Below are 22,902 nucleotides of genomic sequence, written 5' to 3'. Positions count from 1 at the left end.
GCTCCGGGCGGGCGGGCGGCCGTCACCGTCTGGGCCGAGGGCGAAGCCAGCCTCGAGCAGCTTCGCAGCCACGGCGCCCGGCTCGCCCAGGAGCTTCCAGCCGACGTGGTGTTCCGCCTGGGCGCGCCAGCGCAAGCGCCTCCGCCGAGCGGCGGCTTCGTGGATCGCACGCTGTGAGCGAGGTCGCCAAACGACCGCTTGCAGTGGCCTTGACCTACGAGGCGCCCGACGCGCCCCGCGTGGTCGCCATCGGCCGCGGCGAAGTCGGCCAACGGATCATCGACACCGCCCGGGAGCACAACATCCCGCTGGAGGCCAACGCGCCGCTGGCCGAGGCGCTGTCCACGCTGGAACTGGAGACGGAGATTCCCGTCGAGCTCTACCAGGCCGTGGCCACGATCATCGGCTTCATCATGCGCGCGGCGGGCGAGGCCCGTCCCGCGCCACAACTGCGGCCCTAGCTGAACACCTCGGCGTGGTCGGGGCCGCGCAGGCCGCGGTAGATTTCGGCGAGCGACGCAGCGAACATCGCCATCGACCAGGTCCCGAACAACGCCCACAGCACGGCGGCCAACGCCCAGCCCACAGGGTGGATCTTGGCGAACAGGCCTGCGGGGTTCTGCATAAGAAGCCGCCCCATTTCGCTCAACGGCATGAACAGGCTGAAAATGCCAGCGCCCAGCGCGAACAGCAGAACCTGCGCCAGGAGGAGCAGCCCGAATACGCCCAGCATGACCAGGAAGATCCGCCCTGCGTGGCCGCGGGTCTGCCTCCAGGCCTCCGGGATGCGGAAGTTTCGTTCCGCGAAGGCCATCGGCGGAGCGAGGGCGAGCCGACTGGCGCCCCACATCATAATTCCGACCAGCAGGAGGATCAGCGGGAAGGCAATCAGCGCGCCGCTTGCCCCGGCGGCGGCGCTTCCGGCCGCGGTGATCCCAACGATGAGCAGAACCACGACCAGGATGGCTGCGAAGGCGATGAGGAAGACCGCAACCACCGTCAACGCCATCCAGAGCTCGCGGCCTCCGAGGCGGAGGAAGAGGAAGCGCCGGTCTTCGGGAAACAGCACCGCACGGTAGGCCGCGCCGTAGAGCAGTAGGCCACTCACCACCGAGGCGACGAACGAGACCGGCTGCAGCGCCTGCATGGGCGCCATGGCCTGAGTGAGGGCCTCCGGATCTGCCGCGGCGCCGGACCTCAATGTGGACATGGCGTCGAAGCCCATCGCCATGCCGACGAACTGCGGGGTGAGGCCTACCAAGCCATAGACCAACGCCCACGCCAGGAACGCCAGAGGCTCGCGAGCAACGAGTCGAACGCCCGCCGTGATCGCGTCGCCGATGGAAAACTCGCGCATGCCGGCTCGCCCCTCTTCCGCGCAGCATAGGCGCGTAGCGGCCGAGCAGCCTAGAGGCGGTCCTCAGGCACGGGAACCTGAGGCGCGTTGCGCGGGGTGATCAGTCGGGCGAGCTTCGGCTTCAGCCAGGTCTCGAAGTCGTCGACGAACTCGTACACCGCCGGCACCAGCACCAGCGACAGCAGCGTCGAGGTGATCAGACCGCCGATCACGGCGACGGCCATCGGCTGGCGGAACTCCGAGCCCTTCTCCAGCGCCAGCGCGGTCGGCAGCATGCCGGCGGCCATCGCCAGGCTGGTCATGATGATGGGCCGCGCCCGCTCGCGGCAGGCTTCCAGCAGCGCCTCGCGCTGGCTCATGCCTTCGCGCTCGCGCTCGATGGCGTACTCGACCAGCAGGATCGAGTTCTTCGCCGCTAGCCCCATCAGCATGAGGAGGCCGATGAGCGAGGGGATCGACAGCGACAGCCCGAAGAGCAGCAGCCCGATGAACGCACCGCCGATCGCCAGCGGCAGGGCCGCCAGGATGACGATCGGCTTGAAGAACGAGCGGAACAGCAGGACCAGCACCCCGAAGATCATCATGATCCCCGAGACCAGGGCGATCGCGAAGGAGACGATCATCTCGCCGTAGGCCTGCTGCTGGCCGAGCGCGGCCGGACTGACGCCCTCTGGTAGGTTCTTCATGATCGGCAGGCCCGCGACCGCCCTGCCCGCCTCGCCCATCTGGACGCCGTTGAGCTCCGCCTGGATCGTCAGCTGACGCTGTCGGTTCAGACGCTGGATGCGCGCCGGCCCGGCCTGGAAGGTGACGTCGGCCACGGCAGCCAGGGTGGTGGTGTCGCCGGTGGCGGTCGGCAGGCGCAGCGCCTTGATCTGCTCCAGATCGGCGCGCGCGTCGGACGGCAGGCGGATGCGGATGGGGATGCGCCGTTCGCCGGCCGTCAGCTTGGCCACATTGGCGTCGATATCGCCAACGGTGGCGACGCGCGCGGCCTGGGCGATGACGTCCGCCGAGACGCCCAGCCGCGCCGCTTCCGCAGGGCGGGGGCGGATGATCAGCTCCGGCCCCACCGGAGGCGTCGACGGATGCGGATCGGCGAGCACGTCCAGGGTGCGCATCTGCCGTTCGAGCTCGGTAGCGGTGGCCAACAGCTTCACCGGGTCCTGCGACGTCAGGATCTGTTGGTAGCCGGTCCCGCCGCCGGGGCCGAACTCGGCGAAGGTGATCCGCGCGTCCGGCACCAGGCGCAGCTTCTTGCGAAGGTCGGCGCGGATTTCGTCCCCGTGGCGGCGCCCCTTCGTCTTCAGGAGTACGTTCAGGCTGGCGGCGCGCAGGTCGCCGCCGCCCCCACCGCCGCTGAAGGGATTGGACGGGCCGGATGACCCCACCTCGGCAAAGACGTCGGTAACGTCAGGGTCGCTCTTCAACACCGTGGTCACGCGCTGGACCACGGTCTCCATGTCATCCACCGTCGCGCCCGGAGCGCCCTGGATCTGGACGAACAGGAAGTCGGAATCCTGCGGCGGCTGGAAGCCGGACGGCAGCTGCGGGATGATGACCAGCGAGGCGAAGAACATGATCGCCCCGGCGAGCGAAGCCACGATCCGGTGGTCCAGGGCCCACTCCAGGGCATTGCGATAGAAGCCCTCGAACGGCGGCCGTGGCTTGGAATGGCTGTCGGGCGCCAGGAGGTATGCCGCCATCAGCGGTGTCAGCAGGCGAGCCACGAGTAGCGAGAACAGCACCGCGACGCAGACCGTCAGACCGAACTCGCGGAAGAACTGGCCGACCATGCCGGTCATGAAGCTGACCGGCGCGAACACCACCACAATGGCCGCTGTCGTCGCCACGACCGCCAGGCCGATCGCGTCGGCCCCCTGCATCGCGGCCTCGTACGGGCGGAGACCCTGCTTGACCCGCTTCTCGATGTTCTCGATCTCGACGATGGCGTCGTCGATCAGGATGCCGATGACCAGCGTCAGGCCCAGCAGGGTCACGGTGTTGAGCGAGAACCCGAACATCTTGATCACGAAGAAGGTTGGGATCAGCGAGACCGGCATCGCGAAGGCGGTGATCATCGTGGCCCGCCAGTCGCGTAGGAAGAGCCACACAACGAGCGCGGCGAGCAGCATTCCTTCCAGCAGCACGTGCTGGGTGGCCCGGAACGTCTCGCGTGTCTCGTTCACCTGGGTGAAGATGCGGGTGAACTCGACGCCGGGGTATTGCTTTTCGAGCTGGTCGAGGCGGCGCATCGCGCGATCCTCGACGTCGATGTCGGACGCAGCCCGGGCCTTGAGGAGCTGGAAACCCACGACCGGGCGCCCGTTCAGGCGCGCAAACCCGCGCCTCTCGCCCTGGCCGTCGCCGATGTCGGCGACGTCGGTCAGCTTCACGTAGCGCCCGCCGCCGGTCGGGATCGTCATCTCGCGGAGCGCGGCCAGGGTGTTGGCGGCGGCCAGCACGCGGACGGTCTGTTCGCGACCGCCCACCTCGACCCGGCCACCGGGAACGTCCAGGTCGGCGGAGCGCAGCGCGTTGTTCACCTGGGCGGCGGTCAGCCCGAGGGCGGCCAGCCGGTCGGGGTCGACGATGACGTTGATCTCGCGGCTGACGCCGCCGACGCGGTTGGTCTGGGCCACGCCCTTCTCGGCCTGCAGCGCACGGCTGACGACGTCATCGATGAACCACGACAACTCGACGTCGGACATCTGCGGCGCCGATACCGCGAACGTGGAGATCGGCAGGGAGTCGAACTCCACCCGCTGAACCAGCGGCTCGTCGATCTCGCGCGGCAGGTTGGGCCGGATCTGGTCGATCCGCGTCTGCACCTCGTCGGTCTTCTTCTGGAGGTCCTCGCCGATCTCCAGCTGGATGGTCGTCGACGAGACGCCCTGGGTGACCGAGGACTGGATGTTTCGCACGCTGGGGATCGAGGCGAGCGCGTCCTCGACCTGGCGGGTGATCTGCGTCTCCATCTCGCCCGGCGCGGCGCCTGCCTGGGTGACGGTGACGGAGACGGCCGGAAAGGTCACATCGGGGAAGTTCTTTATCGCCAGGGTCGGATAGGCGATCAGCCCCGCGATCATCAGGCCGATGAACAGCACCACCACCGGGATCGGGTTGCGGATCGCCCAGGCCGAGATACGCGTGCCGCCGGCGGGCTGGTGGTCGTGGCTCATGTCGCGGGCCTCGGCGCGGCCGGGCCGACCACGGCAGGCGCTGCGCCCTCCACTGGCCGGACCATGTCATTGTCCAGCAGGAAGGCGCCGGCGTTGCGGATGACGCGCGTGCCGGCGGGGGGGCCACGCGTGAGCTGCACGAGGCCGCCGCCCCGCTGGCCGGTCTGCACCAGAACCCGGCGCACGCGGTTGTTGGACTGAACGGTCATGACGCTGGCCCCGTCGGCGTCGTAGCGGACGGCGGCCTCCGGGATCACAAGCGCCATCGCCGAGGCGTCGGCGAAGAGCGCCCGGCCGAAGCCACCGGCGCGTATGTCGCTGCGCACCGGCAGCAGCACGCGGACATCGCCGAGCTTGGTCTGCGGATCGATCTGCGGGCTGATCAGCCGGACGCGGCCCTGCGCGGAGACGCCGCCGGGCAGGGTCACCGTCGCCGACTGCCCGACCCGGATGTGAGCGAGGTCCGCTTCCGACATTTCCGCCGCGAGCTCGATCTGGCCATCGCGGGCAATGCGGAACCACGGAGCGGCGCCGCCGGGAGCGGACAGGTCGCCCGGGCGCACGTTCTTTTCCAGGATCAACCCCGACACGGGCGCAGCCACCGAGAGCTTGCCGGCGCGGGTCTGCAGGTCCTTCAGGCTGGCAGCCTGGGCGCGGGCCTGGGCGCGGGCGGCGGTGGCCTGGAACCGGCGCTGGTCGATCTGTTCCTGCGAGAGCACGCCGGTTCCATCCAGATCCTTGACCCGCCGGGCCTGGTCCTCGGCCTGCTGGGCCTGGGCCTCGGCCTGGGCGGCCAGCGCCTGCGCCTGCGCCACCTGGGCCTGGAGCAGGGTATTGTCGAGCTGCACCAGCGTCTGCCCGGCCTTCACGTACTGGCCGACGTCGGCCAGCACACGGGCGACACGGTAGCCGTTCACCTCCGGCACCACGGCGGCCTCCTCGCGCGGGATCAGGTCGCCAGAGGCGCTGAGGGCGCCGGTGATCGGCCGCAGTTCAACCCGGACGACGCTGACGGCGCGAGCGCGCTCCGCCTCGGTCTGCTTCTCCGGCGGCTTCTTGCACGCCGAGAGCGCCAGGACGGCGGCCAGCGGGATGAGGAGTTTGGCGAGCTTCATTCGGGTCGTCTCACTTGGCCGCGTAGGCCTGGACGGGCCAGCCGCCGCCCAAGGCCTTCATGGCCTGGACGGAGCGGCGCAAGGCCTGGACCTGGGCCGCCGTCAGTTGGGCGCGGATCACGCGCCAGTTCTGCTGGGCCTGGAGGGTGGTGGCAAGGTCGTTGAAACCGCGGTCGTAGCCGATGCGGGTCGCCTCATAGCCACGGCGCGCCCGCGCCTCACCCTCGGTGAGCAGCGCGACCCGGCGGCGATCGGCGTCGAGGTTGACCAATGCGCCCTCCGACTCCTGGAAGGCGGTCTGCACGGTCTTCTCGTAGGCGAGCACGGCCTGTTCGGTGCGCGCGCCCTGGACCTTAAGGTCCGCGAGCAGACGCGGGATCGATAGCACCGGCTGGACCGCGCTGCCGCCCCAGGTCCGGCTCTCGCTCGTGGAGGAGAATCCCGGCTGCTTGATCTTCTGCCAGCCGATGCCGGGGGTGAGGGTCAGGCTCGGGAAGAAGGCCAGCTGCGCCAGGATCTTCTGGTTCACCTGGCTCCTCACCGCCGCCTGCGCCTGGCGCACGTCGGGCCGGCGCTCCAGCAGCTCGCTGGGCAAGCTGCCCGGGAGAGGCGGGGGGGCGCCCACGTTCGGCGTCGCGTTGATATTGGCTGTGGGTTCTACGATCCGGCCCGCCAGGATCAGGAGCGCCCGCTTTTCCACCTGGAGCTGCGCCTCGAGGGCTGCGACCTGCGACCGGGCCTGGGCCAGGTCGCCGGCCACGCGGTCGGGCTCGGACTGTGCGGCAAGGCCCAGGCGGGCGCGCTGGTCGACGATGTCGTAGAGCCCCTGGACGATGCGCAGGGCCTCCTGTGCGTCGGCCAGCTGGATGGCGAGGCCCTTGGCCGAAAACCAGGAGTCGGCCGTCTGGGCCGCGATCCCGGCGCGCGCGACCTCATAGGCATAGCGGGCGCGGTCCACCTCGGCGGTAGCGGCGCGGCCGGCGAACAAGGCGTCGAACGGACTGATCTCCCAGCTGACATTGAAGTTGGCCGACTGGGCGGTCGAGGTCCCGCTGTTGGAGAAGCCAGGTATGCTCACCGCCGTGCCGCCCAGCTGGGTGGTCCGGGTGCGACGGCTGGAACCGGTGGCGTCGCCCTGAGGCAGGTATTGAGCGATCGCGCTGATCCGCTGGCCCCGGACTTCGTCGAGCCGCGCCAGGGCCGTGCGGACGTCCAGGTTGCGGACCAGGGCCTGCTCCACGAGGGCGGTAAGCTCGGCGTCGCCGTAGGCCGTCCACCAGGTATCCAACGCGATTGAGCCGGCCGGCGCCGCCATCGCTGTCGCGGGCGCCTCATAGGTCACGGGCAAGCTGACGTCCGCCTTGCGCGCCGTGGCGCAGGCGGAAAGCGACAGCGCGGCCAGGGCCGCAAACATGAGGTGGCGTTTACGCATGATCAGGATCGGTGTTCGGCGGCGAGTTGTTGAACGCAAGCGAGCAGCCGCGCAAGCGAAGGCTAGAAACTGCACAGTTGGGTTGCCGCCTCCCCTGAGCCTCTGACGAGCCCCTACGTCAACCATTTGCCGGAAACTCCGTATCACGTAAAGTGTTTTAGTGACGCACAAGGACTTCACCGGCGGGGGCGACCCACAGCGTAGCCTGGGCCTCCTTTGGGGCCGGCAGGAAACGGGGCGGCGCGGGCCCAAACCGCGGTTTTCCGCCGAGAAGGTCGTGGCCGCCGCCACGGCCATCGCCGACGCCGAGGGGCTGCCGGCGCTGAGCATGCGGCGGGTGGCCGAGGCCATGGGGGTCTCGGCAATGTCGCTCTACACCTACGTGCCGTCGAAGGCCGAACTGGTGGACCTGATGTTCGATCGGGCCATGGGCGCGGTTCCGGACCCGGACGACGACCTCTCCGGCTGGCGCGCCCGGCTCACCTTCATCGCCCGCCAGCGGTGGGCGCTGGCAGAGCGGCATCCGTGGGTGCTCGACCTGGCCCTGCACCGCCCGCCGCTCGGCCCCAATGTGCTGAAGAAGGCCGAGGCGACCATTCAGGCCCTGGACGGCATGGGGCTGGCCGAGGAGGAAATGACCCTCGTGGCCGAGGTGCTGCAGAACTACATCGCCGGCGCGCTGCAGGTGGCCCGCGAGGCCCGCGACATCGAGCGCCGCAGCGGCATCACCGACGAACAGTGGCTGGAGCTCATCGAGCCGGTGCTGCAGCAGCACGTCGATCCGGCGACCTATCCCGCCCTGAGCCGCATCGGCGAGGGCCGCCGCAAGCGCGGCGGCGGCGGTCTGGGCGCGAGCCTGGCCAGCTTCGAGTTCGGCCTGGAGCGGGTGCTGGACGGGCTGGAGGCCTATATCCGCGAGCGCCACGCGTTGGCCTAGCGGCCCCGGCCGCTAGGCTCTAGGGTCGCGCAAATTTCGACCCCCATTTCGAGTGTATCCATGAAAAAGTTTCTCCTGAGCGCGGCTGCCGCAACGCTCCTGGCCGGGCCCATGTTCGCGGCCGAACCGAATCTCGACGCCGGCCGGATCCTGCGCGACATCGAGGTGCTGTCGTCCGATGCGTTCGAGGGCCGTGGCCCCGCCACCCCCGGAGAGACCAAGACCGTCGCCTATCTGCTCGATCAGATGAAGGCCGCCGGACTGCAGCCGGCCGGCGACCTGCTGCCGGGCGGCGACCGGGCCTGGACCCAGGATGTCCCCCTGGTCCGCTCGACCACCAAGGGCCCCGTGGACATCAGCGTCACCATGGGGGGGACGACCAAGACATGGACGCAAGGGCAAGAGGTCGCCCTGCGCGCCACCCTGAGCGGCGACCGGCTGACGGTGAAGGACGCGCCGGTCGTTTTCGTCGGCTATGGCGTCAAGGCCCCGGAGCGCGACTGGGACGACTACAAGGGCGTCGACCTGAAGGGCAAGGTCGCCCTGGTGCTGGTCAACGACCCGGACTTCGAGAACGCGACCGGCGGCGACTTCGGCGGCAAGGCGATGACCTACTATGGCCGGTGGACCTACAAGTTCGAAGAGGCCGCCCGGCAGGGCGCCATCGGCTTCCTAGTCATCCATGAGACCGCGCCGGCGTCCTATGGCTGGGCGACGGTCAAGAATTCCAACACCAACGAGATCTTCGACGTCATCCGCAGGGATCCGCGCACCGCTCACGCGCCGCTGGAGGGCTGGGTGCAGCGCGACGCCGCGGCGGCGCTGATCAAGGCGGGGGGCTACGATCTCGATGCGCTGAAGGCGCAGGCCCGGACCCGGGCGTTCAAGCCGGTGACCCTGGAAGGCGTTACCTTCTCGGCCGACTATGCGGTCGACACGCAGAAGGTCGTCTCAAAGAACGTGGTGGGGGCGATCCGAGGGACCCGGTTCCCGGACGAGCGGGTGATCTACACCGCCCACTGGGACCACCTGGGCGTGGGACAGCCGGACGCCAGGGGCGACCGGATCTACAACGGCGCACTCGACAACGCTTCCGGCACGGCGATGCTGCTGGAGTTGGGCCGAGCGTTCGCCAAATTGCCGAAGCCGCAGCGTTCTGTGGTCTTCCTGGCCCTGACGGCGGAGGAGAAGGGCCTGCTGGGCTCGGAGTACTATGCCTCGGCGCCGCTGTATCCGCTGGCGACCACCGTCGGCGTGATCAACATGGACGGCGTGGGCCCCAGCGGCCTGGCGCGCGACTTCACCACCTCCGGCAACGCGCCGCTCACCCTGCAGGATGAGCTTATCACGGTCGGCAAGGCGCACAACCGCACCTACAGCCCAGACCCCCGCCCCGCGGCCGGCCTCTTCTTCCGCTCCGACCACTTCCCGTTCGCCAAGGCGGGCGTTCCGGCCATCAGCTTCGGCGGCGGCGTGGACCTGGTGGTGGGCGGCCGGGAGGCCGGCGCCGCCAGGTCCAGGGCCTATACCGCCGACCGCTACCACCAGCCCGCCGACGAGTACGATCCGACCTGGGACCGCAAGGGCTTCGTCGCAGACGGCGCGCTGCTGCTCGATCTCGGCCAAAAACTGGCGAACTCCCGCATCTGGCCCGAGTGGAAGGCGGGTTCTGAGTTCAAGGACGAGCGGGACAAGACGAAGGCGATGCGGAAGTGACCTCCCCTTCTCCTGGGCGCAGCGTAAGGGAGATGGGCGTGATAGAACATCTTGAGAACTGGGCCGTCAGCGGCTACCGATATCCCGGCTGAGGAGACCCGCATGGCCCAATCCGGCAAGATACGCTGTGGCATCGGCGGGTGGACGTTCGAGCCGTGGCGGGGGGTGTTTTACCCGCCTGGGCTGTCGCAGAAGAAGGAGCTGGAGTACGCCAGCCGCCAGCTCTCCGCGATCGAGATCAACGGCACCTACTACTCCAGCTTCAAGCCGGACAGCTGGGCCAAATGGCGAGACGCGACCCCCAACGGCTTCCGCTTCGCGGTGAAGGCCTCGCGGTTCTGCGTGAACCGCAGGAAGCTGAGCGACGGCAAGCAGTCGGTGGAGTTCTTCCTGGGCCAGGGCCTGACCGAGCTCGGCGACCGCCTGGGGCCGATCCTGTGGCAGTTCATGGCGACCAAGAAGTTCGACTACGACGACTTCTCCGGCTTCTTCGACCTGTTGCCCGACAACCTCAACGGCCTGCCGCTCCGGCACGTCATCGAGGTGCGCAACGCCACCTTTGCCGACCCCCGGTTCGTGGCCCTGTGCCGCGAACGCGGAATGACCATCTGCGCATCCGAGAACGAGAACTACCCGCTGATCCCGGACATCACCGGCGAGGTCGTCTATCTGCGGCTGATCTCGGCGTCCGACGAGATCGAGACCGGCTATGAGCCCAAGGACCTCGACCTCTGGGCCGGACGGTTCAAGGACTACGCCCAGGGCCGCGTCCCCGGCGACTTCACGCCGATCGACCGCACCGGCCCGCCGGAGACCCCGCGAGACGTCTACGCCTTCGTGATCCACGAGGGGAAGGTGCGCGCCCCGGCGGCGGCCATGCAGTTCATCAAGCGCGTCGACCCGGGGTTCATCGCCGGGTGAGCGGCGAACCGGGCCCGATCACCCGCGGTCGCGCGTTGTTCGGCCAGGGGCGCTTCGGCGCGGCCCTGGCGGCGTTCGACGAGGCCATCGCCGTCCACCCCCGATCGCCCCTCGCCCACAGCGGCCGGGCGCGCGCCCTGGTCGCCCTCGGACGGGCTGGCGAGGGCTTGGCGAGCGCTGACCGCGCGCTGGGGCTCGACCCCGGACTGGCCGACGCCTGGCGCGGCCGTGGCCTTGCGCTGCTGGAGCTGAAGCGACCGGACGAGGCGCTGGCGGCGTTCCGCGCGGTCGCCCCCGCGGGAACACCCGTCGAGCAGGCGGACTCCGTGGCGGACGTGGGCCTGGCGCTGGCCGGTCTCGGCCGCCACGACGAGGCGAGCGCGACCTATGACGAGGCGCTGGCGATCGCGCCCCACGCGCCGCTGGCCCGCTATCGCCGCGCCTGGGTGCGTCTATTACGACGCGACTTCGCCGGCGGCTGGGACGACTACGAGGCTCGCTGGCTGCAGCGGCATGCGACCGCCGGCCATATGACGCCGGCCTTCCGCGAACGGCTGACGCTGGGCCCTGCCGTGGATGACCTGCGGGGCCAGCGCGTCCTGGTGGTGGCCGAGCAGGGCGTCGGCGACGTGATCATGTTCGCCAGTGTGCTGCCCGACCTGGCCGCGATCGCCGCGAAAGTCACCTGCGTCGTTGAGTTCCGCCTGCTCACCCTCTTCTCCGTCTCGTTCCCGGATATCGAAGTTGTGGCGGGCAGCGGGCCGGCGCTGGTCGACCTGGCGCGGATCGACCGGGTGGTGGCGATCGGCAGCCTGCCGGCCGCCTTCCGCCGCGCCGAAGCCGACTTCCCCGGCCGCCCCTACCTGCGCCCGATGCCACGGACGGTGGAGGCCTGGCGCGCACGGCTCGGGCCATCGCCCGGACTGCGCCGCATCGGGATCTCTTGGCGCGGCGGCGCGGCGCAGACCGGTGTCGCGGCGCGCTCCATGCCGCTCGAGACGCTGCGCCCCTTGTTCGAGCATCCCGGGTACGAGGTCGTCAGCCTCCAGTATGGCGACGTGACCGCTGAGCTGGCCGCGGTCAACGCCGGCCTGGCGCGCCCCATCGTCAGCTTTCCGCGCAAGGAGATCGACGACTTCGAGGCGCTCGCAGGCCTGGTGTGTGCGCTTGACGGCGTGGTCACCGTGCAGACCGCGCTGGCCCACCTCACCGGGGCGATCGGGCAACTGGGCCTGGTGATGATCCCGCCGCGCCCGGAGTGGCGCTATGGAGACGGGGGGACCGACATGCCGTGGTACGCGTCGCTGCGGCTGTTCCGGCAGGCGGACGGGGAAGGTTGGGCGCCCGTCCTGGGACGGGTGATCGAAGCGCTGCCGCCGTCTTGATCCGAGCGCCGTCCGGTGGCTTGACCGACCCGGCGTCAGGGCGGCCTGTTAGGGCCGACGCTGCGGCGTCGAACGCCCGATGGAGGCCCCGATGTCCGAATTCACCCTCGACGACCTGATGTTCAAGCCCGGCCTGATGAAGGGCCAGCGGATCCTGATCACCGGTGGCGGCACCGGCCTGGGCAAGGTGATGGCCGAGGCCTGCGCCCTGCTGGGCGCCGACGTGATCATCTGGGGACGCCGCGGCGCCGTCATCGACGCCACGGCCAAGGAGCTCTCCGAGCATGCCGCGAAGTTCGGCGGCGGGGTGGTCACCGGTCAGGCTTGCGACATCCGCGTGCCCGAGGCCATCCACGACACGATGGACGAGGTCTGGGCGGGCGGCGCCCCCACCGGCCTGGTCAACAACGCCGCGGGCAATTTCATCAGCCGCACCGAGGACCTGTCGCCGCGCGGGTTCGACGCCATCGCCAACATCGTCTTCCGCGGTTCGTTCAACGTGACCCTGGACGCCGGCAAGCGCTGGCTGGCGGAGGGCAAGCATGCCTCGGTGGTGTCGATCCTGACCACCTGGGTCTGGCACGGCGGACCGTTCACCGTGCCCTCGGCCATGTCCAAGGCCGGGCTGAACGTCATGACCATGAGCCTGGCGGTGGAGTGGGGCGACCGCGGCATCCGCTTCAACGCCATCGCGCCGGGCCCCTTCCCGACCGAAGGCGCCTGGGCGCGCCTCAGCCCCGGCCAGACCACGGAAGGCGCCGGCAAGGCCGATCCGGAGATCCCGCTGAACCGCGTGGGCGAGATGCGCGAGCTGGCCAACCTGGCCGTCTACCTGCTCGATCCCGGGTCCGCGTACGTCAACGGCCAGACCATCGCCATCGACGGCGGCGGCTACCTCGGCGGACGCGGCCGCGCGGACCTCGCCTCCTGGACCGACGAGCAGTGGGAACAGGCTCGTAACGCCATCAAGGGCGCCAACGAGAAGGACCGCGCCCAGCGCACGGTGTAGCTGACGGCGCTAGACCCCTTGCCGCACACGTCAACTGCCTAGAGAATGACTCGCGTCACTTTTCAGTCGGGTACCCAACACGTGGCAGACGTCGCCTACCTCCCCGTCGGCAAGCGGGAGCAGACCAAGGTCCAGAACCGCCAGGCTATCCTGGACGCCGCGCGTGAGGTGTTCGGCGAGCTGGGCGTTGAAGCGGCCACCGTGCGCGACATCATCCGCCGCACGGGTCTCGCGGCCGGGACCTTCTACAACTACTACCGCTCCAAGGATGAGGTGTTCGCCGCCCTCTCCGACGACGGCGCGCGGCGGTTCGCCCCGATCCTGAAGAGCCTGCGCCACAAGGGCCACTTCGACGGGTTCGTGCGCGAGGCCATCGTCGCCTATTTCGAGTTCATGGCCGACGAGCACAACAGCTGGGCCGCGCGACGGCCCGAGGGCGAGATCCAGCCGCATATCCAGGGCGAGACGCCGGAGATGAAGGCGGTTTTCGCCGAGGTGAAGGCGGCCATCGAGGACGCCATCGCCGAAGGCCGCGGGCCCGCCTCGGACACCGAGTACATGACTGCGGCCTGTATCGGCATCGCCCGCGAGGTCGGCGACCGCATGCTGGCGCGGCGGCCGATCGACACCGCCTCGGCCGCCGACTTCGCCGTGGAGATGATCCTGAACGGCCTGAAGGGCCTGCCGGGCGCGATGCGTGGCGCCTGAGCGCTTCCGCTTGAACGACGTTGCGGGAACGTGTCCAGATCGCGCCCGGTCATGAGGAGCAGGATCTGATGCGCGCGCTGGTGGTTGAAGAGCTTCTCCCGGACTACGCCGGCTGCAAAATCAAGGACCTGCCGATGCCCGAGCCCGGACCGGGCGAGGTGCGGATCAAGGTCAAGGCCGCCGCCGTCAACTTCCCCGACCTGATGCAGACCAGAGGCGAGCACCAGCACAAGCCGTCGATCCCGTTCGTGGGCGGCATGGAACTCGCCGGCGACGTGGACGCCCTGGGCGAGGGCGTCACTGGCTTCGCCATCGGTGACCCGGTGGTCTCCGGCGGACGCGGCGGGTTCGCCGAATACGCCATCCTGCCGGCCGTCGCCCTGCGCAAGAAGCCGGCCAATTTCAGCTACAGCGAGGCCGCGGGGTATCCGGTCTGCTACCTCACCGCCTACGTCGCCTTCAGTCGCATCGGCATGGTGCAGCCGGGCGAGTGGGTGCTGGTGCACGGCGCAGCCGGCGGCGTCGGCCTGGCCGCCGTCGATTACGCCAAGCTGCTGGGCGCCAAGGTGATCGCGGCCTCCGCCTCCGACGAGAAGCTGGCGATCATCGAGCGTGAGTACGACGTGGACGCCACGGTCAACGTCACCCGCGGCTTCCGCGAGCGGGTGAAGGAACTCACCGGGGGCAAGGGCGCCGACGTCATCTACGATCCGGTCGGCGGCGACGTGTTCGACGAGTCGGTCCGCTGCATCGCCTTCGGCGGCCGCATCCTCTCCATCGGCTTCACAAGTGGCCGGCTGCCTGTGCTCCCGGTCAACATCGCCCTGATCAAGGGCTTCTCGGTGATGGGCGTCCGGGCCGGCGAATACGGCCGCCAGAACCCGGCCAAGGGCCGCGAGAACAACGAAGCGATCTGGAAGCTGGCCGAGGAGGGTAAGGTGAAGCCCCGCGTCGACGCCGAATATCCGCTGAGCGAATGGCGCGACGCCTTCGAGACGCTGGCCCAGCGCAAGGTGGTCGGCAAGACGATTATCCGGCCGGACCTCTAGAAGGCGCTCATGACCATCGGCAACGACGAGGACCTGGAGAAGCTGCGGGCCGCCGGGCGGCTGGTGGCGCGGACGCTGACCGCCATGGGCGCAGCCCTGGAGCCCGGCATCACCACCCGCGAGCTCGACGACCTCGGCCGACGGCTGATCGAGCGAGAGGGCGGCCGCTCGGCGCCGGAAATCACCTACGGCTTCCCGGGCGCCACCTGCATCTCCATCGGCCCGGACGTAGCGCACGGCATCCCGGACGATCGGCGCGTCGAGGCCGGCGACCTGATCAACATCGACGTCTCGGCCGAGCTGGACGGCTTCTTCGGTGACACCGGCGCGAGCTTCGCCGTGCCCCCGGTTAGCGCGCGCGTCGAGCGCCTGTGCCGCGACGGCCGCCGGGCGCTGTGGAGTGGCATCCGCGCGGTGCGCGCTGGCGGCGACCTGGCCGCGCCGGGCCGCCAGATCGAGGCCTTCGCACGCAGGAACGGCTACAGCCTGGTCCGGAACCTCGCGAGCCACGGGGTCGGCGGGGCGCTGCATGAGGAGCCCAAGGAGATCCCCACCTGGGCCGAGCCGTCGGACCGGCGCAAAATCACCGAGGGCTTGGTCTTTACCCTGGAGCCGTTCCTGTCGCTCGGCGCCGACTGGGTCGTGGAGAGCCGCGGCGACGGCTGGACGCTGGCGCCGCCGCGCGGCCAGCCCACCGTTCAATACGAACACACCCTGGTCGCCACTCGCAGCGGGCCGCTGGTGATGACGCTGGCCTGAGGCGTGGTTGACAGCCGCCGGCCCTTCCACTATCCACCGCCGCTCGATTTTCGACCCGGAGCCTTCCCGTGAAGCGCACATTCCAGCCCTCCCGCCTCGTGCGCGCGCGCCGCCACGGCTTCCGGCTGCGCATGTCGACCAAGAACGGCCAGAAGATCCTCGCCCGTCGCCGGTCCAAGGGCCGCAAGCGCCTCAGCGCCTAGGACTGGCTAAGGTGTCCGCGTGACGGACGCCTCCCCTGCCATTGAGCGCCTCAGGAAGCGCAGCGAGTTCCTCGCCTGCGCCCAGGCCCCATCCTGCGCGAAGGGCGCCGTCGTCGTGCAGGCCCGGGCCCGCGGCGACGACCTGCCGCTCGTCCGCGTCGGCTTCACCGCGACGAAACGCATCGGCGGCGCCGTGGAGCGCAACCGCGCCAAGCGGCGGATGCGCGAGGCCGCCCGCGCGCTCTTGCCGCAGTTTGCCTCGCCCGGGGTCGACTACGTGATCATCGCCCGGGGCGGCGTGCTGACCCGCCCGTGGGCCCGTTTGCTTGACGATGTGAAAAGCGCGCTGATAAGGCTCGCGGCCGACCGCGCGGCCACCCACATACCCTAGCGCCTCCCCCTCTTCCCCGCTTCTGCCGGAAAGCCCACGTCGCCGCTCATGAGAGACGAAAACACCCGCAACACGATCATCTTCTTCGTGTGCGCGGCGATCATGCTCCTGGCCTACCAGTTCTTCGTGGCCGACCCGGCGACCAAGCGGATGCAGGCCGAGGAAGCCGCCCGCAAGGCTCAGGCTGCGGCGGTCGCGACCGTCCCCGGCGCCGCTGCCGCGCCAGGCGCGACCAGCGCCGGCATCGCCCGACCGGGCATCGCCGTGCCGCAGGCCATGACCCGCCAGGCCGCTGTCACCGCGTCCCCTCGCGTCATGATCGACACCCCGGCGCTGAAGGGTTCGATGTCCCTGCGCGGGGCGCGGATCGACGACCTTTACCTCACCGGCTACCGCCAGACCCTGGCCAAGGACTCGCCGCCGGTGGAGTTGTTCCGCCCCGAGGGCGCGCCGTTCGCCTTCTTCGCCGACCTGGGCTGGACTGGCGCGAACGTGCCCGGCCTGCCCGACGGACAAACCCAGTGGACCCTGGCCCAGGGCTCGACGCTCGCGCCCGGCAAGCCGGTGACCCTGACCTACGACAACGGCCAGGGGCTGGCCTTCACCCGCGTCATCGCGGTGGACGAGAACTACATGTTCACCGTCACCGACACGGTGGCCAACCGCGGGGCCACGCCGATCACGCTCGCCCCCTACGGGTCGGTGCAGCGCCAGGGCGTGCCCGCCACCTTGGGCAAGAACGGCGTCGTCCACGAGGGCGCGGCCGGCTACTTCGCCGAGAAGCGACGGCTGCTGAAGTACGCCAAGTGGCAGAAGGAGGGTGGCGGCCCCGCTCACGCCTCGGTCGGCGGCTGGCTTGGCATCACCGACCACTACTGGCTGGCCGCCCTGATCCCCGGGCCGCAGGAGCATTTCGAGGGCCGCTACGGCCTGACCCGCGCCGCCGGGGTCAACATCGTCGACGCCAACTTCGTGGGCCAGCCGCGCGCCATCGGCGTAGGCCAGCAGGTCACCTCGACCACCCGCCTGTTCGCGGGCGCGAAGAAGGTGCCGCTGCTGAAGGAATACCAGACCAAGCTGGCCATCCCGCACTTCGACGAGGCGGTCGACTGGGGGATGTTCTGGTTCCTGACCCGTCCCGTCTACCAGTTCCTGAGCTTCCTCTTCGCCCACATCGGCAACTTCGGGGTCGCCATCCTGGCGCTCACCGTGGTCGTGCGACTGATCTTCTTCCCGCTCGCCAACAAGCAATACGAGTCGATGACGAAGATGAAGAAGGTGCAGCCGGCGATGGAGGAGCTGCGCAAGAAGTTCAAGGACGACCCGGCGCGCCAACAGCAGGAGCTCATGGAGCTCTACAAGCGCGAGAAGGTGAACCCACTGGCCGGGTGCCTGCCGATCTTCCTTCAGATCCCGGTGTTCTTCGCGCTATTCAAGGTGTTGCAGATCACGCTGGAGATGCGGCATGCGCCGTTCTTCGGCTATATCAAGGACCTGTCGGCGCCGGACCCGACCACCATCTTCAACCTGTTCGGCCTTATCCCCTGGGACCCGGGCACGGCGCCGCTGATCGGCGACCTCTTGGCTTACGGCAACCCTCCGGGCTTCCTGCACATCGGCGTGCTCGCCATTCTCTACGGGGCGACGACTTGGCTGACGACCTCGATGAGCCCGCCGGCCCCCGACCCGATGCAGCAGAAGATGCTGCAGTTCATGCCCCTGCTGTTCACCTTCATCATGGCGCAATTCGCGATCGGGCTACTGGTCTACTACACCTGGTCCAACGTGCTCACGACGATCCAGCAGTACATCATGATGCGGCGCTTCAAGGTGGATAACCCCATCGACCGGATCATCGGCAAGCTGACCGGCAAGCCCACGCCCGCGGGATGACGGACGCGGCGTTCGACGACGAGGCGCTTGAAGCCGCGCGGGTCTTCTTCGCCCACCCGGTCACCTTCATGATGGGCGCGGTGGCGATCGCCGGCCTGCCGCCCGCCGATCTGCCCGAAGTGGCCTTCGCCGGGCGCTCCAACGTGGGCAAGTCGTCGCTGATCAATGCGGTGACCGGCCGCACGCACCTGGCGCGGGCCTCCACCGCACCGGGGCGCACGCGGGAGATCAATTTCTTCGTCGCCGACGAGACGCTGCGGCTGGTCGACCTGCCCGGCTACGGCTTCGCCAAGGTCAGCCGCGAGGCGAAGAACAAGTTCCAGAACCTGGGGCGCAGCTACCTGCGCGGCCGCCCCAACCTGAAGCGCGCCTACCTGCTGATCGACGCCCGCCACGGCCTGAAGGACGTGGACGCCGAGGCCATGGAGGCCTTCGACCTGGCCGCCGTCAGCTACCAGGTCATCCTCACGAAGGCCGACAAGCTGAAGGGCCGAGACGTCGAGCAGATGGTTGCCGAGACGACGCGCAAGATCGCCAAGCGGCCGGCGGCGTTCCCGCGCGTGCTGGCCACCTCCGCCGAGAAGGGCGCCGGGATCCCCGAACTCCGCGCGGAGATCCTGGCGGCCTGCGCGTCTTAGGCGCCGCTAGCCCTCCGCAGCGTCACCGCGCTAACTGGCGCGCGAACCTCAGGGATCCACCATGATCGACATGTCCGCCCGCACCGCCTTCGACGAAGAGCTGAACCTGTTCCGCGACCAGGTGCGCAAGTTCTACGACAAGGCCTTGTGGCCCAACCTCGACCGCTGGGAGGCGGAGGGCGTCGTCGACCGCCAGTTCTGGCTGGCGTGCGGCGAGGCTGGGCTGCTCTGCCCCGGGGTGGCCCCGGAGTACGGCGGGCTGGGCCTCGACTTCCGCTACAACGCGGTGGTCTCCGAGGAGCTGTTCTATGCGGGATCGTCGGCGGGCATCACGCTGCAGTCGGACATCGTGGCCGACTACATCCAGAACTTCGGCTCCGAGGAACAGAAGCTGGAGTGGCTGCCGAAGATGGTCTCCGGGGAGGCTATAACGGCCATCGCCATGACCGAGCCCAGCACGGGGTCCGACCTGCAGGCCGTGCGCACCACCGCCATCCGCGACGGAAACGAGTACGTCGTGAACGGGTCGAAGACCTACATCACCAACGGCCAGAACGCCGACCTGATCATCGTGGTGGCCAAGACTGACCCCGCCGCCGGCGGCAAGGGCATCTCGCTGATCCTGGTGGAGGCTACCCGCGAAGGCTTCAAGCGCGGCCGGAACCTCGACAAGATCGGGATGCACTCGGCCGACACCTCCGAACTCTTCTTCGAGGACGTACGCGTGCCCACGTCCAACTGCCTGGGCGAGGAGGGCAAGGGCTTCGGCTATCTGATGAGCCAGCTGCCGCAGGAACGGCTGGGCATCGCCGTCCAGGCCCAGGCGGCCGCCCAGCGCGCCTTCGACGAAACGGTGAAGTTCACCAAGGACCGCAAGGCCTTCAAGCAGACCGTCTTCGACTTCCAGAACACCCGCTTCACCCTGGGCGCGCTGAAGGCCAAGATGCAGGCCGGTTGGGCCCACCTGGACTGGGCGATCGCCCGGCACCTGCAAGGCAAGCTGACCGCCGCCGAAGGCTCTGCAGCAAAGCTGTTCCACACCGAGCTGCAATGGGAGGTCTGCGACGCGGGCCTGCAACTGCACGGCGGCGCCGGCTACATGAACGAGTATCCCATCGCCCGGCTGTGGCGCGACGCGCGCGTCCAACGCATCTACGGCGGCACCAGCGAGATCATGAAGGAAGTCGTCGCGCGTTCGATCTAAGCGCTCAAAATCGAGCGAAGGCGCGCAACAAGCGCAGCCGTTCGGCGTTGATCCTATGACCAAGTACCGTGGGAACCCGGCGCCATGAGCCAGTCCTTCGTCGCGCCCACGCGTGACCCTGCCTTGCGTGCGTCCGATCGGCACGCCAACCGCCTGCTCGCCGCGCTGAACGCGAGGGAGTACGCGATCCTGGCGCCCCATCTCGAACCTATCCAGCTGGCCCGGGGCCGGGTGTTGTTCGAGCCGGGCGACGAGGTCACCACCACCTACTTCCCGTGCCGGAAGGCCATGGTCTCACTGCTCATCGTCACCCGCGACGGGCGTGAGGTCGAGGCCGCCACGATCGGGCGCGAGGGCGCGGTCGGCGGCATCGTCAGCGAAGGCCACAAGCCCGCCTTCGGCCGCGCCATGGTGCAGATCGGCGGCGAGGCGTTGGCCATCCCCACCAGCCATCTGGAAGCGGCCAAGACCGGCTCGACACGCTTTACCGACCTCTTCGCCCGCTACGCCGACGCGCTGCTTGCACAGATGATGCAGTCGGTGGCGTGCAACGCACTGCACACCGCGGAGGAGCGGGCCGCCCGCTGGCTGCTCGCCACCCATGACCGCGCGGGCGACAACATCATCCAGCTGACCCAGGAATCCCTGGCCGAGATGCTGGGCGTCCAGCGCACCACCGTCTCGGCGGTGACCAGCGGCCTGGCCGCGCGCGGATTGATCCGCAACCGCCGCGGTCGCGTCGAGGTGCTGGACCGGGCCGGGCTCGAACGCGCCGCCTGCGAGTGCTACCGCGCCGTGGAGGACCACTTCGCCAGGCTGTTGCCCGAGGTGACCACCTAGACACCGCTCATCGCCGCTTTCGCGGCTGGGGCCGCGTGACAGGGTCGCCGCCGTCCGCTATCGGACCCCCCGAGTTCGAGGACGGCACATTGAGCGACACCGAGGAACAGGGCTGGGCGACGGCGACGACGCTGGCCGAGGCCCTGCCCTACATCCAGACCTACAATCGCCAGACCGTGGTCATCAAATACGGCGGCCACGCCATGGGCGAGGAACAGGTCGCCAAGCTGTTCGCTGCCGACGTGGTGCTGTTGCGCATGCTGGGGGTACAGCCGGTCGTGGTGCACGGCGGCGGCCCCCAGATTTCGGCCTGGCTGCAGAAGGCCGGAGTGAAGTCCACCTTCGTCGACGGGCTGCGGGTCACCGACCAGGCCACCATGGAAGTCGCCGAGATGGTGTTGTCGGGCGCCATCAACAAGGAGATCGCCAGCTGGATCACCCAGGCCGGCGCCGCCTCCGACGTGCGCGGCGTGGGGCTTTCCGGCAAGGACGCGAAACTGATAACGGTCGAGAAGGTCACCCGCACCCGCCGCAGCCCCGACTCGGTGGAGGAGCAGATCGTCGACCTGGGCTTCGTGGGCGAACCCAAGGTGATCGACACCGCCCTGATCGAGGCCCTGATCAAGGCGGAGCACGACTACATCCCGGTGGTGGCCCCGATCGGCGTGGACGAGAGCGGCCAGACCTTCAACATCAATGCCGACACCGTGGCCGGCGCCCTGGCCGGCGCGCTGGGCGCCAAGCGCATGCTGCTGCTCACCGACGTGGCGGGCGTCCTGGACGCGAACAAGCAACGCATCCCGCAGCTCACCGTAGCCGAGGCGCGAGCGGCCATCGCCGACAAGGTCGCCACCGGCGGCATGATACCCAAGCTGGAGACCGCCATCGCCGCGGTGGAGGCGGGAGTCGAGGCTGTGGTCATCCTGGACGGCCGGCGGCCGCACGCCATGCTGCTGGAGCTCTTCACCGAGCACGGCTCCGGCACCCTCGTCCGCGCATGACAGCCGACCTGCGGCACGTGGACACCTGGCTGTTCGATCTCGACGGCACCCTCTACCCCGCCGAGTCCGGCTTCCTCGACTCCGTCGTCGACCGCATGACCGACTTCGTGGAAAAGGCCACCGGCCTGCCGCGGCCCGAGGCCTTCAAGCTGCAGAAGGCGTACCTGGCCGAGCATGGCCTGACGCTGAAGGGCCTGATGCTGCATCACGGGGTCGATCCCGACGAGTTCCACGCCATCTTCCACGATCTCAGCCTCGAGGCCCTGGCCCACGATCCCGACCTGCTGGCCGCCCTGGCGCGGCTGCCCGGCCGGCGGCTGATCTTCACCAATGCCGACGACCGCCACGCGCTGCGCGTCATGCAGCACCTGGGGCTGTCGGACCTCTTCGACGACGTCTTCCACATCGGCTCGGGCGGCTACGAGCCGAAGCCCAGCCCCGAGGCCTTCGTGCGGATAGGCGCCGCGCACGCCATCGAGCCCACCGCCACCGCCTTCTTCGAGGACAGCCAGCGCAACCTGGAGCCGGCCGCGGACCTCGGCATGACCACCGTCCTGGTCGGCCCCTACGCCGCCCAGTCCACCGCCCCTTTCGTCCACCACCGCACCGCCAAGCTCACGCCGTTCCTGAACGGCGCCCAGCTCAAAGAGGCCGCCTGAATGTCGAACGAGCTCAAGTCCGTGATCGAAGCCGCCTGGGAAGAGCGCGACGGCGTCAACCAGCAGACGACCGGCCGGGTGCGCGACGCCGTGCACGAGACCATCGAACTGCTGGACTCCGGAAGGCTGCGGGTGGCGCAGCGAGAGGCCGACGGGACCTGGGTGACCAACCAATGGGCGAAGCAGGCGATCCTGCTGCTCTTCCGCCTCACCCCCAACCGGTTGATCGACGCCGACGCGCCGCACCCCTACTGGGACAAGGTGCCCTTGAAGTTCACCGGCTGGAACGCCGCCCGCTTCGAGGCCGCCGGCTTCCGCGCCGTGCCCGGCTGCACCGTGCGCAAGGGTGCGTTCCTGGCGAAGAACGTGGTGCTGACGCCATCCTTCGTGAACATCGGAGCCTACGTCGACGAAGGGACCATGGTCGACACCTGGGCCACGGTCGGGTCATGCGCCCAGATCGGCAAGCACTGCCACATCTCCGGCGGCGCCGGCATCGGCGG

At 69.3% G+C, this 22,902-nt stretch carries 21 protein-coding genes and 1 pseudogene; 18 read left to right on the top strand and 4 right to left on the bottom strand.

What is annotated here, in order from left to right; all coding sequences use genetic code 11:
• Positions 1-173: 173 nt before the first annotated feature.
• Positions 174-461 carry an EscU/YscU/HrcU family type III secretion system export apparatus switch protein gene (locus tag QZV94_RS10130; protein ID WP_293677704.1) on the top strand — a complete coding sequence of 96 codons (288 nt, stop codon included), beginning with the start codon at positions 174-176 and terminating at the stop codon, positions 459-461.
• Here QZV94_RS10130 and QZV94_RS10125 read toward each other — a convergent pair.
• The 4 genes from QZV94_RS10125 to QZV94_RS10110 are packed head-to-tail and all read right to left on the bottom strand — an operon-like array spanning position 458 to position 7,086.
• Complete coding sequence (locus tag QZV94_RS10125) at positions 458-1,357, bottom strand: hypothetical protein (protein ID WP_293677703.1); 900 nt, start codon at positions 1,355-1,357, stop codon at positions 458-460. The genes QZV94_RS10130 and QZV94_RS10125 overlap by 4 nt on opposite strands.
• A 50-nt stretch (positions 1,358-1,407) precedes the next feature.
• Entirely contained in the window at positions 1,408-4,539 is a 3,132-nt protein-coding gene (locus QZV94_RS10120; RefSeq protein ID WP_293677702.1) for an efflux RND transporter permease subunit, read from the bottom strand.
• Positions 4,536-5,654: an efflux RND transporter periplasmic adaptor subunit gene (locus tag QZV94_RS10115; RefSeq protein ID WP_293677701.1), complete on the bottom strand. Its 1,119-nt coding sequence runs from the start codon at positions 5,652-5,654 to the stop codon at positions 4,536-4,538. Before QZV94_RS10115 ends, QZV94_RS10120 begins: the two co-directional genes overlap by 4 nt.
• A gap of 10 nt (positions 5,655-5,664) precedes the next feature.
• Positions 5,665-7,086, bottom strand: a complete 1,422-nt coding sequence (locus tag QZV94_RS10110) for a TolC family protein (protein ID WP_293677700.1) — start codon at positions 7,084-7,086, stop codon at positions 5,665-5,667.
• A gap of 160 nt (positions 7,087-7,246) precedes the next feature.
• On the opposite strand from QZV94_RS10110, the gene QZV94_RS10105 reads away from it, so the two are divergent.
• The 17 genes and pseudogenes from QZV94_RS10105 to QZV94_RS10025 form a co-directional block, all read left to right on the top strand.
• Entirely contained in the window at positions 7,247-8,023 is a 777-nt protein-coding gene (locus tag QZV94_RS10105; RefSeq protein WP_293677699.1) for a TetR/AcrR family transcriptional regulator, read from the top strand.
• A 60-nt stretch (positions 8,024-8,083) separates the two neighbouring features.
• Positions 8,084-9,739, top strand: a complete 1,656-nt coding sequence (locus QZV94_RS10100) for a M28 family metallopeptidase (protein WP_293677698.1) — start codon at positions 8,084-8,086, stop codon at positions 9,737-9,739.
• A gap of 102 nt (positions 9,740-9,841) precedes the next feature.
• Positions 9,842-10,660, top strand: coding sequence for a DUF72 domain-containing protein (locus tag QZV94_RS10095; RefSeq protein ID WP_293677697.1), 819 nt, complete (start codon positions 9,842-9,844; stop codon positions 10,658-10,660).
• Complete coding sequence (locus QZV94_RS10090) at positions 10,657-12,045, top strand: tetratricopeptide repeat protein (protein ID WP_293677696.1); 1,389 nt, start codon at positions 10,657-10,659, stop codon at positions 12,043-12,045. Before QZV94_RS10095 ends, QZV94_RS10090 begins: the two co-directional genes overlap by 4 nt.
• A gap of 91 nt (positions 12,046-12,136) precedes the next feature.
• A complete protein-coding gene (locus QZV94_RS10085) occupies positions 12,137-13,054 on the top strand; it encodes an SDR family oxidoreductase (protein WP_293677695.1) in 918 nt (305 codons plus the stop codon).
• An 81-nt stretch (positions 13,055-13,135) separates the two neighbouring features.
• Complete coding sequence (locus QZV94_RS10080) at positions 13,136-13,762, top strand: TetR/AcrR family transcriptional regulator (protein WP_293677694.1); 627 nt, start codon at positions 13,136-13,138, stop codon at positions 13,760-13,762.
• A 68-nt stretch (positions 13,763-13,830) separates the two neighbouring features.
• The gene (locus QZV94_RS10075; RefSeq protein WP_293677693.1) at positions 13,831-14,811 is read left to right on the top strand and encodes an NADPH:quinone oxidoreductase family protein; all 981 of its coding nucleotides are present in this window, start codon (positions 13,831-13,833) and stop codon (positions 14,809-14,811) included.
• Positions 14,812-14,820: 9 nt separating this feature from the next.
• On the top strand, positions 14,821-15,570 hold the full coding sequence (gene map / locus QZV94_RS10070) for a type I methionyl aminopeptidase (protein ID WP_293677692.1): 750 nt from the start codon (positions 14,821-14,823) through the stop codon (positions 15,568-15,570).
• Positions 15,571-15,638: 68 nt separating this feature from the next.
• Complete coding sequence (rpmH, locus tag QZV94_RS10065) at positions 15,639-15,773, top strand: 50S ribosomal protein L34 (protein ID WP_293677691.1); 135 nt, start codon at positions 15,639-15,641, stop codon at positions 15,771-15,773.
• Between the two features lie 19 nt (positions 15,774-15,792).
• Entirely contained in the window at positions 15,793-16,164 is a 372-nt protein-coding gene (rnpA, locus tag QZV94_RS10060; protein WP_293677690.1) for a ribonuclease P protein component, read from the top strand.
• Positions 16,165-16,212: 48 nt separating this feature from the next.
• Entirely contained in the window at positions 16,213-18,057 is a 1,845-nt protein-coding gene (gene yidC / locus QZV94_RS10055; protein ID WP_293677689.1) for a membrane protein insertase YidC, read from the top strand.
• Positions 18,054-18,695 (top strand): ribosome biogenesis GTP-binding protein YihA/YsxC, encoded by a 642-nt coding sequence (yihA, locus tag QZV94_RS10050; protein ID WP_293677688.1) that lies wholly within the window; start codon positions 18,054-18,056, stop codon positions 18,693-18,695. Before yidC ends, yihA begins: the two co-directional genes overlap by 4 nt.
• Positions 18,696-18,756: 61 nt before the next feature.
• A complete protein-coding gene (locus QZV94_RS10045; protein WP_293677687.1) occupies positions 18,757-19,899 on the top strand; it encodes an acyl-CoA dehydrogenase family protein in 1,143 nt (380 codons plus the stop codon).
• Positions 19,900-19,983: 84 nt separating this feature from the next.
• Complete coding sequence (locus QZV94_RS10040; RefSeq protein WP_293677686.1) at positions 19,984-20,739, top strand: Crp/Fnr family transcriptional regulator; 756 nt, start codon at positions 19,984-19,986, stop codon at positions 20,737-20,739.
• Positions 20,740-20,828: 89 nt separating this feature from the next.
• Complete coding sequence (gene argB, locus QZV94_RS10035; protein WP_293677685.1) at positions 20,829-21,740, top strand: acetylglutamate kinase; 912 nt, start codon at positions 20,829-20,831, stop codon at positions 21,738-21,740.
• Positions 21,737-22,399, top strand: coding sequence for a pyrimidine 5'-nucleotidase (locus tag QZV94_RS10030; protein WP_293677684.1), 663 nt, complete (start codon positions 21,737-21,739; stop codon positions 22,397-22,399). The genes argB and QZV94_RS10030 overlap by 4 nt, the downstream gene beginning before the upstream one ends.
• A pseudogene (locus QZV94_RS10025) lies at positions 22,400-22,902 on the top strand (2,3,4,5-tetrahydropyridine-2,6-dicarboxylate N-succinyltransferase); the annotation flags it as partial.

It is taken from the genome of uncultured Phenylobacterium sp., assembly GCF_902826855.1.
GTDB lineage: Bacteria > Pseudomonadota > Alphaproteobacteria > Caulobacterales > Caulobacteraceae > Phenylobacterium.
This window is presented reverse-complemented; position numbering and strand designations above follow the sequence as displayed.

Bases quoted from the DNA above. Each gene is read 5' to 3' on its own strand.
- QZV94_RS10125 (WP_293677703.1), bottom strand. From the start codon at position 1,357: ATGCGCGAGTTTTCCATCGGCGACGCGATCACGGCGGGCGTTCGACTC.
- QZV94_RS10120 (WP_293677702.1), bottom strand. From the start codon at position 4,539: ATGAGCCACGACCACCAGCCCGCCGGCGGCACGCGTATCTCGGCCTGG.
- QZV94_RS10115 (WP_293677701.1), bottom strand. From the start codon at position 5,654: ATGAAGCTCGCCAAACTCCTCATCCCGCTGGCCGCCGTCCTGGCGCTC.
- QZV94_RS10110 (WP_293677700.1), bottom strand. From the start codon at position 7,086: ATGCGTAAACGCCACCTCATGTTTGCGGCCCTGGCCGCGCTGTCGCTT.
- QZV94_RS10100 (WP_293677698.1), top strand. From the start codon at position 8,084: ATGAAAAAGTTTCTCCTGAGCGCGGCTGCCGCAACGCTCCTGGCCGGG.
- QZV94_RS10095 (WP_293677697.1), top strand. From the start codon at position 9,842: ATGGCCCAATCCGGCAAGATACGCTGTGGCATCGGCGGGTGGACGTTC.
- QZV94_RS10085 (WP_293677695.1), top strand. From the start codon at position 12,137: ATGTCCGAATTCACCCTCGACGACCTGATGTTCAAGCCCGGCCTGATG.
- QZV94_RS10075 (WP_293677693.1), top strand. From the start codon at position 13,831: ATGCGCGCGCTGGTGGTTGAAGAGCTTCTCCCGGACTACGCCGGCTGC.
- map (WP_293677692.1), top strand. From the start codon at position 14,821: ATGACCATCGGCAACGACGAGGACCTGGAGAAGCTGCGGGCCGCCGGG.
- yidC (WP_293677689.1), top strand. From the start codon at position 16,213: ATGAGAGACGAAAACACCCGCAACACGATCATCTTCTTCGTGTGCGCG.
- yihA (WP_293677688.1), top strand. From the start codon at position 18,054: ATGACGGACGCGGCGTTCGACGACGAGGCGCTTGAAGCCGCGCGGGTC.
- QZV94_RS10045 (WP_293677687.1), top strand. From the start codon at position 18,757: ATGATCGACATGTCCGCCCGCACCGCCTTCGACGAAGAGCTGAACCTG.
- QZV94_RS10040 (WP_293677686.1), top strand. From the start codon at position 19,984: ATGAGCCAGTCCTTCGTCGCGCCCACGCGTGACCCTGCCTTGCGTGCG.
- QZV94_RS10030 (WP_293677684.1), top strand. From the start codon at position 21,737: ATGACAGCCGACCTGCGGCACGTGGACACCTGGCTGTTCGATCTCGAC.